Below are 13,652 nucleotides of genomic sequence, written 5' to 3' on the forward strand. Positions count from 1 at the left end.
GGCTACCGCTAAACCGATGCTATCCAAGGTGAGAAGAATGAAAATGAAGAAAACTCTCGTCGCTCTGTGTTTATCCGCAGGGATGTTGGCATGCGTGCCGGGGATGAGCCTTGCCGATGTTAACTTTGTACCGCAGAACACCAGCGCCGCGCCGGCTATTCCAGCCAGCGCGCTGCAGCAGCTGATCTGGACGCCTGCCGATCAATCAAAGACGCAGAGCGTTGATTTAACCACCGGCGGTCAACGCCTGGATGTCCCGGGGATCGTCGGACCGGTCGCCGCCTGGAGCGTGCCGGCCAATATCGGTGAGCTGACCCTGACGCTCGACAGCGAACTGAACAAACATAAGCAGATTTTTGCGCCGAACGTGCTGATTCTCGACCAGAACATGACGCCCGCGGCGTTCTTCCCCAGCAATTACTTTACCTATCAGCAGCCGGGCGTGATGACCGCTGACCGCCTGGGCGGCGTGATGCGCCTGACCCCGGCGCTGGGCCAGCAAAAGCTCTATGTGCTGGTGTTTACCACTGAAAAAGATCTCCAGCAGACCACGACCCTGCTGGATCCGGCGAAAGCCTATGCCAAAGGCGCCGGCAATGCGGCCCCGGATATCCCGGATCCGATCGCTAAACATACCACCGATGGCGTGCTGAAGCTGAAAGTGAAAACTAATAGCACTTCCAGCGTGCTGGTAGGGCCGCTGTTCGGCTCCTCCGGCCCGGGTCCGGTAACCGTCGGCAACACCGCGGCGCCGGTAGCCGCGCCAGCCGCCGCCGCGGCGCCGGCCGCCAAAAGCGAACCGATGCTCAGCGATACCGAAACCTACTTCAACAATGGTATTAAGCAGGCGGTGAAACAAGGTGACATCGACAAAGCCCTGAAATTGATGAACGAAGCTGAGCGCCTCGGCTCGAAATCCGCTCGTTCCACCTTTATCAGCAGTGTAAAAGGCAAGGGGTAATCGTCTCCCCACAATGCTGATGTTTAGGCACAGCCTTTAGGTGCATCCTCCGGGATGCACCTTTTTTTGCACGCGCGGCAGCCTGTTGCATGGCTGTTGCGTGAATGATCGTATATTGACGTTTGCCCGCCACCAACCGCCTATTCTGCGATACAATGCTTTCACGTTATGTACCGGAGAATCAGGCATGTCCCATCCTGCGCTTACGCGACTGCGTGCGCTGCGCTATTTTGCCGTTATGCCATCCCTGCCGCCGCCGCTAAGTGACTGGCTGCTGCTGGAGGACTCAATGACCCAGCGCTTTGAACAACAAGGAAAGCAGGTCACCGTGACCCTGGTTAACGAAGGGTATATCGGCCGTGACGCGCTGACTGACGAAGCGGCGCTGCTGCCCGACGAGCCGCGCTACTGGCTGCGGGAGATTATACTCAATGCCGATGGCGAGCCCTGGCTGGCCGGGCGCACGGTGGCGCCGGAGTCGACGCTGTGTGGTCCGGAGCTGGCGCTACAGCAGCTCGGGCAAACTCCGCTGGGCCGATACCTGTTTACGTCGTCGACATTAACCCGCGATTTTATTGAAATTGGTCGCGATGCAGCGCTGTGGGGGCGTCGTTCCCGCCTGCGGCTGAGCGGCAAACCCCTGCTGCTGACCGAGCTTTTTTTGCCTGCGTCGCCGTTGTACTAAGAGGAAGAAAAAATGGAGTGGAGTCTGTCGCAGAATAAGCTGTTGGCGTTTCATCGCCTGATGCGCACTGACAAACCGATCGGCGCTTTGCTGCTGCTGTGGCCGACGCTGTGGGCGCTATGGGTGGCCTCGCCGGGCGTCCCGCCGCTGTGGATCCTGGCGGTATTCGTCGCCGGCGTCTGGCTGATGCGCGCCGCCGGCTGCGTGGTGAATGACTATGCCGACCGAAAATTTGATGGTCACGTAAAGCGTACCGCCCGCCGTCCGCTGCCGAGCGGCGATGTTACCGAGAAAGAGGCGCGAACGCTGTTTATCGTGCTGGTGCTGCTCTCTTTCCTGTTGGTGCTCACCCTCAACACCATGACCATTCTGCTGTCGGTGGCGGCGCTGGCGCTGGCGTGGATCTATCCGTTTATGAAGCGCTACACTCATCTGCCGCAGGTGGTGCTGGGCGCGGCCTTTGGCTGGTCGATCCCGATGGCCTTCTCGGCCGTCAGCGAATCGCTGCCGCTGAGCTGCTGGCTGATGTTCCTCGCCAATATTCTGTGGGCGGTGGCCTACGATACCCAGTATGCGATGGTGGATCGCGATGACGACGTTAAGATCGGCATCAAGTCGACGGCGATCCTGTTTGGCGAAAACGATCGTCTGATTATCGGTATCCTGCAGGTGGCCGTACTGGCGCTGATGGGCGCGGTGGGTTGGCTGAATGGGCTGGGCTGGGAATATTACTGGTCGCTGTTCGTGGCGGCGGGTCTGTTTGGCTGGCAGCAGAAGCTTATCTTCAATCGCGACCGCGATAGCTGCTTCAAAGCGTTTATGAACAATAACTACGTCGGGCTGGTGCTGTTCCTCGGCCTGGCGATGAGCTACCTGTAACCTCCTGTCCGCTGCCCCCCGGCATTCCGGGGGGCAGCAAACGCCGCGTTACGCGTCGTCCTGCGTGACGCTCTCAATGGTCAGTCGGACATCCGACGTAATCAAATCCGCCAGCATCCGATAAACCTTCAGGGTCTCTTCCGGCTCGGCGTCGCCGGTGTCGCTGATATAGCCTTCATCGCGCAGGGTCAACACCAGGGTGCTGAACACCGCTTTGTCGAAGAACTCCGGCGCATTGATGCCGTGTAGCACCGACAGACGCTGGGCCACGGTGCGACTCTCTTTTTCCAGCGAGCTGCGGTTGATCGCCGGGTTAGCGCTCAGCAGCCAGAAGGTGATGGCATAGCGCTGCAGCGTCTCGCGGGCGCCAGCGGCCAGCAGCTGCAGGGAGCGAGAGTGCGACGGGTTGAGGCTCATGACATCGCCATCGACGACGATCAGCTCCTGACGCAGCATCTCGGCAATCAGCGCATCCACCACTCCGGCCAGCTCCGCTTTTTCCCAGCGCAGGAACAGCTCGGCCTTGAGGAACGGATAGAGTGTTTCCACATGACGCAGCACTTCGGCGCGGCTGAGATGACGATGCTGAGTCACCAGAGCGGCTAACAGCGACGGCATCACCAGCATATGGGCGATATTGTTGCGATAGTAGGTCATCAGCACCGCCTGCTCGCGCGGCAGGATGATGATGTCGCCAATGGTGTCCTTCTCCACTTCGAACTTGTTCATCTGCAGTGCATGATCGATGAGCTCGCTGGCTGAAGCGGATGGGGCGGTCGCATCCGGAGAATAGGGCACATTGCGCAGCAGCGCGAGGTAGCACTCTAACTGCTGGGTGAGCTGCTCACGGGTCAGCGAACGCTGGCGGGAGGCCAGTAGCGCCGTACAGCACAGGTTCATGGCGTTGGCCGCGCCGGCGTTATTGATGCGCACCATCAGGTCAGCGGCGATGCTATTCACCGTCGGCGTCAGCCAGGAGGGGCGAACCGCTTCGATCGGGTCGATCGCTTCCCGCCAATCCGGCACATGCTGGTTAAGATAGGTCATCAGCGGCAGCGGTTCGCCGAAGTTAACGTAACCCTGGCCCAGGTTGCGCAGCTTGCTTAAACCGCGCACCATCTGCGGCAGACTCTCTTTCTCTTTAGTGGCGCCGCGCAGCTCTTTGGCGTAGGTTCCTACCTCCATCACGTGCTCATAGCCGATGTAAATCGGCACCAGGGTGATCGGTCGGGTTCCGCCGCGCAGCATCGCCTGGATGGTCATCGACAGCGTACCGGTCTTCGGATCGAGCAGGCGGCCGGTACGGGAGCGGCCGCCTTCGACGAAATACTCCACGGAATAGCCGCGGCTGAACAGTTCGCCAAGGTATTCGCGGAACACGGTGGAATAGAGCTTGTTGCCCTTAAAGGTGCGGCGAATAAAGAAAGCGCCGAGGCGGCGGAAGATCGGCCCGGCCGGCCAGAAGTTGAGGTTGATGCCCGCCGCGATATGCGGAGGGACCAGCCCCTGATGGTACAGGACGTAGGAGAGCAGCAGATAGTCCATGTGGCTGCGGTGGCAGGGGACATAGACAATTTCATGGCCGTCGTGCGCCAGCTGGCGTACGCGCTCGGCGTTATGCACGTTGATGCCCTGGTACAGGCGGTTCCAGGTGAAGCCGAGAATGCGGTCGGTCAGGCGGATCATCTCGTATGAGAAGTTCGCCGCAATCTCTTCCATCAGCGCGATAGCGTTCTGCTGTGCCTTCTCGTGCGAAATTTTCTTGCTGCGCGCTTCGTCTTCCACCGCGCGGGCAATCGCTTTCGAGGCCAGCAGTTTATTAAACAGATCCTGGCGGGCCGGCAGACGCGGGCCAACGGCGGCCAGCCGCTGGCGGGCAAAATGCATGCGAGCGACGCGAGCCAGCTTCTGGGCGATGATCTTATCGGTACCGTGCTCATCCGCCATGCGGCGCAGCGAAACGGACGGCGAGAAGCGCACGAAACTGTCGCGGCCGAGCCAGGAGACGGCGAAAAATTTCTGAATGCCGTTCAGCATCCGCAGCGGCGGATTGACTTCTCCTTTCTCGCGACCCGGCGAACGGCCGAACATGACCGAAACCGGCACCATTTGCACATCGAGGTCCGGATGGTTGCGGTGCAGATCGAGGTAATCGTGGAACAGCTTGATGGACTCTTCTTTTGGCGTGTAATAAGTAAATACGCGCGGCCCACCGTGGATGAATACGTAACGCGGCAGCAGGGCGCCGTCGATTTCCAGCGGTTCAAGCGGGTCAGGTAAATCATGCGCCAGGCATTGGGCGCGCAGCGTCAGCAGGTCCGCCTTCGAATTATAGGGCAGGACGTACATGACCGGACGCGAGGTATCGAGTCCTAATTCCTGGGCAGGCTCTGCCGGAATAGACTTGCTTTTTACCAGCACCTGTAATGGTAAATTCAGTAATTTATAGTAAATTCGTTGCCAGCCGGACATAAACGATGTGAAGCCTCTGGTTAATCATGCAAATGCGCGGCAAGAATAACAGAAAGTGGGCAAAATTTCCGTTACCACGCGGCAAACGCGCACACTCATCGACGTCATTTACGTAAAAAGGTTTTGTGATGGCCAATAATACCACCGGGTTAACCCGGATCATTAAGGCGGCAGGTTACTCCTGGAAAGGATTTCGCGCGGCGTGGATCAACGAGGCTGCGTTTCGTCAGGAAGGCGTCGCCGCTATCGTGGCCGTCGCGGTAGCCTGCTGGCTGGACGTCGACGCCATCACCCGCGTATTGCTGATTGGCTCGGTCCTGCTAGTGATGATAGTCGAAATTCTCAACAGCGCGATTGAAGCGGTTGTGGACCGTATCGGCTCGGATTTTCACGAGCTTTCAGGGCGCGCCAAAGATATGGGGTCGGCGGCGGTTCTGCTGGCGATTATCATCGCGCTGATCACCTGGGGAACGCTGCTGTGGAGCCATTATCACTAACGTTCTTCGCTAACCCTCGCAAAATATGAACAATCCGCCGATTTTTGTGTGCCATGTGGTTCCAAAATCACCGTTAGCTGTATATACTCACAGCATAACTGTATATACACCCAGGGGGCGGAATGAAAGCGTTAACGACCAGGCAGCAAGAGGTGTTTGATCTCATTAGGGATCATATCAGCCAGACGGGCATGCCGCCGACGCGTGCGGAAATTGCTCAGCGCTTGGGGTTCCGTTCCCCAAACGCGGCGGAAGAACACCTGAAAGCGCTGGCGCGTAAAGGCGCGATCGAGATCGTCTCCGGCGCTTCTCGCGGTATTCGCCTGCTGACGGAAGAAGAGCAAGGCCTGCCGCTGATCGGCCGCGTCGCCGCCGGTGAGCCGCTGCTGGCGCAGCAGCATATTGAAGGCCACTATCAGGTCGACCCGTCGATGTTTAAGCCCAACGCCGATTTCCTGCTGCGCGTCAGTGGGATGTCGATGAAAGACATCGGTATTCTGGATGGCGATTTGCTGGCGGTCCACAAAACCCAGGATGTGCGTAACGGCCAGGTGGTTGTCGCGCGTATCGATGAAGAAGTGACGGTGAAGCGCCTGAAAAAGCAGGGCAATGTCGTTGAACTGTTGCCGGAAAACAGCGAGTTTTCCCCGATCGTCGTCGATCTGCGCCAGCAGAGTTTTACCATTGAGGGTCTGGCCGTTGGCGTGATCCGTAATGGAGAATGGCTGTAGCGCCTGCCTCTGCGCAGCGTCATCTGTTGCGTGACGCTGCGACGTTTTTCCTCAATCAGGTCCTCAAACATGCTGCTCAACGCTGCCGATAAAGCGCTGTGGCGTCTTGCCCTCCCTATGATTTTCTCCAACATCACCGTCCCGCTGCTGGGGCTGGTGGATACGGCGGTGATCGGCCACCTGGACAGCCCGGTATACCTCGGCGGCGTAGCGGTCGGGGCGACGGCCACCAGTTTCCTCTTCATGCTGCTGCTGTTCCTGCGCATGAGCACCACCGGGCTCACCGCTCAGGCCTGGGGCGCCAAAGATCCGCAGCGCCTGGCGCGGGCGCTGGTGCAGCCGCTGGCCCTGGCGCTGGGCGCCGGGGTGCTGATTATCCTGCTTCGCCTGCCGCTAATTGACCTCGCTCTGCATATTGTCGGCGGCAGCGAGGCGGTGCTTGAGCAGGCGAGACGGTTTCTCGAAATTCGCTGGCTCAGCGCCCCCGCCTCGCTGGCCAACCTGGTGCTGCTCGGCTGGCTGCTGGGCGTCCAGTACGCCCGGGCGCCGGTTATTCTGCTGGTGGTGGGTAATCTGTTGAATATTGTGCTCGATCTGTGGCTGGTGATGGGCCTGCGGATGAACGTCCAGGGAGCGGCGCTGGCCACGGTCACCGCGGAGTACGCCACCCTCATTATTGGCCTGCTGATGGCGAAGCGGGTGCTGACGCTGCGCGGCGTGTCGCTGGCGATGCTGAAAAATGCCTGGCGCGGGGATCTGCGCCGTTTATTGGCGTTGAATCGGGACATCATGCTGCGCTCGCTGCTGCTGCAGCTGTGCTTTGGCGCGCTGACCGTATTCGGCGCCCGTCTGGGCAGCGACATCGTGGCGGTGAACGCCGTACTGATGACCATGCTGACCTTTACCGCCTACGCGCTGGATGGCTTTGCCTATGCCGTGGAGGCTCACTCCGGCCAGGCCTACGGCGCGCGCGACGGTAGCCAGTTGCTGGAGGTGTGGCGGGCGGCCTGCCGGCAGTCCGGCATGGTGGCGCTGGCGTTTGCCCTGATTTACAGCCTGGCGGGGCAGTACATTATCGCGTTGTTAACCTCACTGCCTTCCCTGCAGCAGCTGGCCGATCGCTATCTGATCTGGCAGACGATCCTGCCGGTGGTCGGCGTCTGGTGTTATCTGCTGGACGGCATGTTTATCGGCGCGACGCGCGGCGCTGAGATGAGGAACAGTATGGCGGTCGCCGCGGCGGGGTTTGCCGTGACGCTGCTTACGCTACCGGTGCTTGGCAACCATGGTCTGTGGCTGGCGCTGGCGGTGTTCCTCGCCCTGCGCGGCCTGTCGCTGGCGCTGATCTGGCGTCGACACTGGCGACGCGGCACATGGTTTAGTTAGTTATCTCCCGTCATTGCCGCTAGCCGTGACCTTCCCCGGTCGCGCTACGCTTACAGGGCGATTCAATAGCCCGGCTCAGCGTGGCGCAAGCCGGGAACATCCTCTTCGCGTTATCCCGCGGTGCGATGGTTAAAAATTCCGAATAACGAATCGACGCCAGCATTCTCATCTATAGTTAATACCATGTCCGGCACAAAACGGGCTGTAAACCCACCGAATGATGAGGACGTTATTATGAATAAAGACGAAATCGGCGGTAACTGGAAACAGTTTAAAGGTAAAGCCAAGGAACAGTGGGGCAAACTTACCGATGATGATATGACCGTAATCGAAGGGAAGCGCGACCAGCTGGTCGGCAAAATTCAGGAGCGTTACGGCTATGAGAAAGATCAGGCTGAGAAAGAAGTCTCAGACTGGGAGCATAAGAACGACTATCGCTGGTAGCGTTCCTTGATCCGAAGAATGAAGCATTTGTGTTAGTGCCTGTCTGAATGGCGCAGGGACGCGCCGTTAACCCTTTTTCCCGCTGCGGCAGCCGCTCAGCGGGCTTTCTTTTTGAGCTGAATAGTATGATCGTGCTGGCAGTGTCCCGGGGTGCTGCAGGCTTCGACTTCCACGCAGCCCGCGCAAAGCCCGTGAGCTTCTATCACATTGTGGCGCAGGGCAAACCCCATGCGGGCCGCCAGCGTATGCATGATATCTTCCACCCCTTCCGCCGCCTCTTCTTTTACCACGCCGCAGCGGTCGCAGATAAACATGGCCGAGCTATGGGTCGGCTGGTCGAACAGATGGCACAGCACATAGCTATTGGTTGACTCTACCTTATGGACAAAACCCTGCTCGAGTAAAAACTCCAGCGCACGGTAAACCGTCGGCGGTTTCGCCTGCGGCTCTTTTTCACGTAGCAAGTCCAGCAGATCGTAGGCGCTGATTGCCCCTTGCTGCAGGCTCATCAGGCGCAACACTTCCAGACGCTGTGGAGTCAGGCGTACGCCGCGCTGTGCGCAAAGCTTTTCAGCATGCGCTAACATCTCTTGCGAAGGGGTCTTATCCATGAGCATCCTCGGATTGCGTGAATTTGAATCTGTTACTTTATCACGTTCCTCAGAAAACACCGAGAGCCGGCAGGTGATACGGGTCATACTTCAGGTTGTCGGCACCGGCGCCCGTCCCGAGCGCTGGCCGCTTATTCTCGAGCAGACTACGCCTTAGCCGCTCGCTAAAACCACCATGTCCGATTTAATCACAACACGCCCGACCCTGGGTATGCTATATCTGAAGTGTCTCATTTTCGGGAGAAAACGATGAAACGACCTGATTGCATTCGCCACTGGCGCGAACTGGAAGGGCCCGACGATGCTACTTATCCCGACAGCCCGGAGCGTTTTTCAATCGGCGCGCCGCTGGGGCGAGGTTTACGTCTCAACCGGCTGGGGATCCACCACGAGCGGCTGCCGCCCGGGCGGCGCACCTCTTATCCACACGCGGAGAGCGATGAGGAAGAGTTCATCTACGTGCTGGAGGGCTATCCGGAAGTGTGGATAAACGGCTATCTCTGGAAGCTGGAGCCCGGCGACAGCGTGGGTTTTCCCGCTGGTACCGGCATCTGCCACACCTTTCTCAATAACACCGAGCAGGAAGTTCGTCTGCTGGTGGTGGGCGAGGCCAACAAGAAGTACAACCGCATTTATTACCCGCTCAATCCCGGCTATGCCGCGACGCGCCAGGATCGTTGGGTTGACCATCCGCCGCAGTTCTTCGGTCCACACGACGGCAAGCCGCGGAAAAAGTAATCATTTCAGGTGAGGGGCGAAGCGCGGCGCACTATGCGCCTGTGGTGTATCTTTATGCTATAGTAGCGCCCCTTTTTACCCGGATGCTTATTTATTCGCCATGATGCCTGAATCAACGTCACCTGTTTTCCCTGCTCACCGCTTCTCCATCGCGCCGATGCTCGACTGGACCGACCGACACTGCCGCTACTTCCTGCGGCTGCTGTCGCGGCATACGCTGCTGTATACCGAAATGGTGACCACCGGGGCGATTATTCACGGCAAAGGGGACTATCTGGCCTATAGCGAAGAAGAGCACCCGGTTGCTCTGCAGCTCGGCGGCAGCGATCCCCAGGCCCTGGCGCAGTGCGCAAAGCTGGCCGAGGCGCGCGGCTATGATGAGATCAACCTCAACGTCGGCTGCCCCTCCGACCGCGTGCAGAACGGGATGTTTGGCGCTTGCCTGATGGGCAATGCGCAGCTGGTGGCCGACTGTATCAAGGCGATGCGCGATGTGGTGTCGATTCCGGTCACGGTAAAAACCCGTATCGGTATCGACGACCAGGATAGCTATGAGTTTCTGTGCGATTTCATTGAGACGGTCTCCGGCAAGGGCGAGTGTGAGATGTTTATTATTCACGCCCGCAAAGCCTGGCTCTCCGGGCTGAGCCCGAAAGAGAACCGCGAGATCCCGCCGCTGGATTACCCCCGCGTCTGGCAGCTGAAGCGCGATTTCCCCCATCTGACGATGGCGATCAACGGCGGCATCAAATCGCTGGACGAAGCCAGAGTACAGCTTGAGCATATGGATGGGGTGATGGTCGGGCGTGAGGCCTATCAGAACCCGGGCATTCTGGCCTCGGTCGACCGCGAAATTTTCGGCGTCGCCGGCGCGGATGCCGATCCGGTAACGGTGGTGCGAGCCATGTACCCCTATATTGAGCGCGAGCTCAGCAAGGGCACCTATCTGGGCCATATTACCCGCCATATGCTGGGGCTGTTTCAGGGGATCCCTGGCGCTCGCCAGTGGCGTCGCTACCTGAGCGAAAATGCGCATAAAGCCGGCGCCGATATTGCGGTGCTGGAGCATGCCCTGAAGCTGGTGGCCGATAAACGTTAATTTCTGACCAAAACCTGGTGAAATTGACCACGCCTCGCGCACTGACGCGGGGCGTTTTCTTTTAAAGTCAAGTGCTTATGTTTGGCATGCTTTTTGTAATACCTGCAGAGTGAAGTATTCATTTTTTGGGGAGAGAACCATGCTGGAACTGCTATTTGTCATTGGATTTTTTGTCATGCTGCTGGTCACCGGCGTATCGCTGCTGGGGATTATCGCGGCAATCGTGGTGGCGACGGCGCTGATGTTCGTCGGCGGGTTGTTCGCCTTGATGATCAAATTACTGCCGTGGCTGCTGCTGGCGGTGGCGGCGGTGTGGGTTATTCGGGCGCTGAAATCCCCGAACGGAAATGCTTTTCGCGACAATAACCGTTGGCGTTACTAAGGTATTGAGGGGTGCGTCACAACCTGAACAATTTTGCAGACAACCGCGTAGGCATTGCTGCGCAAATCTGTCACTATTAGCGCGTTAACGAATTCATCGCGCTGTACCCTACATACAGCCGAACTAAAAAAAAGTAAGGGCTTCCCAGGTGGAAGCCCTAAACTTTTGCCCCTTCTGCCAACTTATGGCAGCAGCAAACTCGAACCCTGCGTCACCCGGCTCTCCAGAACTTCATGCGCCCGCCGCGCTTCGCTCAGCGGATAGATCTGACTTTCAGCCACGTCCACTTTAATCACCCCGCTGGCGATCAGCGAAAACAATTCACTGCAGGCTTCCTCCAGTTCTTCCCGGTTGGTGATATAGCCCTGCAGCGATGGGCGAGTGACGTACAGGGAGCCTTTTTGATTCAGGATCCCCAGATTAACGCCGGTCACCGGACCGGAGGAGTTACCAAAGCTGACCATCAGGCCGCGGCGCTGCAGACAGTCCAGAGAGGCCTCCCAGGTATCTTTCCCCACCGAGTCGTAGACGACGGCCACTTTCTTACCGTCGGTGAGCGCCTTGAGCCGCTCCACGATAGACTCCTCGCGATAGTTAATCACCTGCCAGGCGCCCGCCTCTTTGGCGCGCTGCGCTTTCTGCGCGCTGCCGACGGTACCGATAAGTTTCGCCCCCAGCGCTTTCGCCCACTGACAGGCTATCAGCCCCACGCCGCCAGCGGCCGCGTGAAACAGGAACATCTCATCAGGCTTAATTTCATAGGTTTTGCGCAGCAGATACCAGACCGTTAATCCTTTGAGGAACGACGCGGCGGCCTGTTCGAAAGAGATAGCGTCCGGCAGGACCGCCGCTTTGTCGGCCAGCACATTGTGTACCGTGCTGTAGGCGCCGAGCGCCGACTGGGCGTACACCACCCGATCGCCTACCTTAATATGCGTGACCCCATGGCCAACTTTACTGACGATGCCGGCCGCCTCGGTGCCCAGGCCGCTCGGCAGCGACGGCGGCGGATAGAGGCCGCTGCGAACATAGGTGTCGATATAGTTGATGCCGATGGCTTTGTTTTCGACCTGAATCTCATGTTCTGCGGGATCGCGTGGCGTGAACTCAACCGCCTGAAGCACCTCCGGTCCCCCGTGTTTCGAAAATTCGATGCGTGTTGCCATGTTCGCTCCTGTGTTGTTCCGAGATTATTCAGTAAGCTTAACAGCCTGCGCCGGCGGCGACGGATTTTCTTACCCGCCTCAGGCCTGCCACGCTTAATGGGTTCTTTAGCGGCAATGGCTTTCTCGCTATACTGTCACGCTCTTTTCCGGATCGGTGAAATGTTAGGCTATGGCAGGAAATAAACCCTTCAACAAACCACAGACAGAAACCCGCGAACGCGATCCGCAGCTCGCCGGGCTGAAAGTCCCGCCGCACTCGATTGAAGCGGAGCAGTCGGTGTTGGGCGGTTTAATGCTGGATAACGAGCGCTGGGACGACGTCGCCGAACGCGTCGTTGCCGACGACTTTTATACCCGTCCGCACCGTCATATTTTTACCGAGATGGCGCGCCTGCAGGAGTCCGGCAGCCCGATTGACCTGATTACGCTCGCCGAGTCGCTGGAGCGTCAAGGGCAGCTGGACAGCGTGGGCGGCTTCGCCTATCTGGCCGAACTGTCCAAAAATACGCCCAGCGCGGCTAACATCAGCGCCTATGCCGACATCGTGCGCGAACGCGCGGTGGTGCGCGAAATGATTTCGGTGGCCAACGAGATCGCCGAAGCCGGCTTCGACCCACAGGGGCGAACCAGCGAAGATCTGCTCGACCTCGCCGAATCCCGGGTTTTCAAAATCGCCGAAAGCCGGGCCAACAAAGACGAAGGGCCGAAGAACATCGCCGATGTCCTCGATGCCACTGTCGCCCGTATCGAACAGCTGTTCCAGCAGCCCCATGACGGCGTCACCGGGGTCAATACCGGCTACGACGACCTCAACAAAAAGACCGCCGGCCTGCAGCCGTCGGATCTGATTATCGTCGCCGCCCGTCCATCGATGGGTAAAACGACCTTCGCGATGAACCTCGTGGAAAACGCGGCGATGCTGCAGGACAAACCGGTATTAATCTTCAGTCTCGAGATGCCCTCGGAACAGATCATGATGCGTTCTCTGGCCTCGCTGTCGCGCGTCGATCAGACCCGCATTCGTACCGGTCAACTGGACGACGAAGACTGGGCGCGGATCTCCGGCACCATGGGCATCCTGCTGGAAAAGCGCAATATCTATATCGATGACTCCTCCGGCCTGACGCCGACGGAGGTGCGCTCCCGCGCGCGGCGTATCGCCCGCGAGCACGGCGGCATCGGACTGATTATGATCGACTACCTGCAGCTGATGCGCGTGCCGTCGCTCTCCGACAACCGTACCCTTGAGATTGCCGAAATCTCCCGCTCGCTGAAGGCGCTGGCGAAAGAGCTGCAGGTGCCGGTGGTGGCGCTGTCGCAGCTTAACCGCTCGCTGGAGCAGCGCGCCGATAAGCGCCCGGTCAACTCCGACCTGCGTGAGTCCGGCTCTATCGAACAGGATGCCGACTTAATCATGTTCATTTACCGTGATGAGGTCTATCACGAGAACAGCGATCTTAAAGGCATCGCGGAAATTATCATTGGTAAACAACGTAACGGTCCGATCGGCACCGTGCGACTGACCTTTAACGGCCAGTGGTCGCGTTTCGATAATTATGCCGGTCCTCAGTATGATGATGAGTAATCCTTCCGCCTTCTTT

The 13,652-nt window shown here is 58.7% G+C and carries 15 protein-coding genes; 11 read left to right on the forward strand and 4 right to left on the reverse strand.

Annotated elements, in window-relative coordinates:
• The first annotated feature begins 37 nt into the window (after positions 1–37).
• The 3 genes from malM to ubiA all read left to right on the forward strand — a co-directional run bounded on the left by malM (position 38) and on the right by ubiA (position 2,525).
• Positions 38–961, forward strand: a complete 924-nt coding sequence (gene malM, locus RRF55_RS15705; RefSeq protein ID WP_004151749.1) for a maltose operon protein MalM — start codon at positions 38–40, stop codon at positions 959–961.
• A 187-nt stretch (positions 962–1,148) separates the two neighbouring features.
• Positions 1,149–1,646, forward strand: coding sequence for a chorismate lyase (gene ubiC / locus RRF55_RS15710; RefSeq protein ID WP_002884807.1), 498 nt, complete (start codon positions 1,149–1,151; stop codon positions 1,644–1,646).
• Positions 1,647–1,658: 12 nt separating this feature from the next.
• A complete protein-coding gene (gene ubiA / locus RRF55_RS15715; RefSeq protein WP_032415843.1) occupies positions 1,659–2,525 on the forward strand; it encodes a 4-hydroxybenzoate octaprenyltransferase in 867 nt (288 codons plus the stop codon).
• Between the two features lie 48 nt (positions 2,526–2,573).
• On the opposite strand, the gene plsB is transcribed toward ubiA, so the two are convergent.
• Complete coding sequence (plsB, locus tag RRF55_RS15720; protein ID WP_004178269.1) at positions 2,574–4,997, reverse strand: glycerol-3-phosphate 1-O-acyltransferase PlsB; 2,424 nt, start codon at positions 4,995–4,997, stop codon at positions 2,574–2,576.
• A 128-nt stretch (positions 4,998–5,125) separates the two neighbouring features.
• Here plsB and RRF55_RS15725 point away from each other — a divergent pair, with 128 nt between their 5' ends.
• From RRF55_RS15725 to dinF, 3 genes are all read left to right on the forward strand, one after another.
• A complete protein-coding gene (locus tag RRF55_RS15725; RefSeq protein ID WP_002884819.1) occupies positions 5,126–5,494 on the forward strand; it encodes a diacylglycerol kinase in 369 nt (122 codons plus the stop codon).
• A gap of 122 nt (positions 5,495–5,616) precedes the next feature.
• Positions 5,617–6,225 (forward strand): transcriptional repressor LexA, encoded by a 609-nt coding sequence (lexA, locus tag RRF55_RS15730; RefSeq protein WP_002884822.1) that lies wholly within the window; start codon positions 5,617–5,619, stop codon positions 6,223–6,225.
• 69 nt (positions 6,226–6,294) lie between these two features.
• Positions 6,295–7,611, forward strand: coding sequence for an MATE family efflux transporter DinF (gene dinF, locus RRF55_RS15735; protein ID WP_004151748.1), 1,317 nt, complete (start codon positions 6,295–6,297; stop codon positions 7,609–7,611).
• A gap of 19 nt (positions 7,612–7,630) precedes the next feature.
• Here the strand turns inward: dinF and RRF55_RS15740 are convergent, their stop codons facing one another.
• Complete coding sequence (locus tag RRF55_RS15740) at positions 7,631–7,780, reverse strand: hypothetical protein (protein ID WP_004219133.1); 150 nt, start codon at positions 7,778–7,780, stop codon at positions 7,631–7,633.
• A 65-nt stretch (positions 7,781–7,845) separates the two neighbouring features.
• Between RRF55_RS15740 and RRF55_RS15745 the strand changes: the two genes are divergently transcribed.
• Complete coding sequence (locus RRF55_RS15745; RefSeq protein ID WP_004151747.1) at positions 7,846–8,055, forward strand: CsbD family protein; 210 nt, start codon at positions 7,846–7,848, stop codon at positions 8,053–8,055.
• Between the two features lie 95 nt (positions 8,056–8,150).
• Here the strand turns inward: RRF55_RS15745 and zur are convergent, their stop codons facing one another.
• Entirely contained in the window at positions 8,151–8,666 is a 516-nt protein-coding gene (zur, locus tag RRF55_RS15750) for a zinc uptake transcriptional repressor Zur (protein ID WP_002884931.1), read from the reverse strand.
• A gap of 249 nt (positions 8,667–8,915) precedes the next feature.
• Between zur and RRF55_RS15755 the strand changes: the two genes are divergently transcribed.
• The 3 genes from RRF55_RS15755 to pspG all read left to right on the forward strand — a co-directional run bounded on the left by RRF55_RS15755 (position 8,916) and on the right by pspG (position 10,885).
• Positions 8,916–9,404, forward strand: a complete 489-nt coding sequence (locus RRF55_RS15755; RefSeq protein ID WP_002884935.1) for a cupin domain-containing protein — start codon at positions 8,916–8,918, stop codon at positions 9,402–9,404.
• A gap of 100 nt (positions 9,405–9,504) precedes the next feature.
• On the forward strand, positions 9,505–10,503 hold the full coding sequence (gene dusA, locus RRF55_RS15760; RefSeq protein ID WP_032415844.1) for a tRNA dihydrouridine(20/20a) synthase DusA: 999 nt from the start codon (positions 9,505–9,507) through the stop codon (positions 10,501–10,503).
• Positions 10,504–10,642: 139 nt separating this feature from the next.
• Complete coding sequence (gene pspG, locus RRF55_RS15765) at positions 10,643–10,885, forward strand: envelope stress response protein PspG (protein WP_009484997.1); 243 nt, start codon at positions 10,643–10,645, stop codon at positions 10,883–10,885.
• A 182-nt stretch (positions 10,886–11,067) separates the two neighbouring features.
• Here pspG and RRF55_RS15770 read toward each other — a convergent pair whose 3' ends face one another.
• Positions 11,068–12,051: a quinone oxidoreductase gene (locus RRF55_RS15770; RefSeq protein WP_002884941.1), complete on the reverse strand. Its 984-nt coding sequence runs from the start codon at positions 12,049–12,051 to the stop codon at positions 11,068–11,070.
• 169 nt (positions 12,052–12,220) lie between these two features.
• Here RRF55_RS15770 and dnaB point away from each other — a divergent pair, with 169 nt between their 5' ends.
• The gene (gene dnaB / locus RRF55_RS15775) at positions 12,221–13,636 is read left to right on the forward strand and encodes a replicative DNA helicase (RefSeq protein ID WP_002884942.1); all 1,416 of its coding nucleotides are present in this window, start codon (positions 12,221–12,223) and stop codon (positions 13,634–13,636) included.
• Positions 13,637–13,652: the final 16 nt, after the last annotated feature.

Source organism: Klebsiella sp. K47 (assembly GCF_051858335.1).
Taxonomy (GTDB): Bacteria; Pseudomonadota; Gammaproteobacteria; order Enterobacterales; family Enterobacteriaceae; genus Klebsiella; species Klebsiella pneumoniae.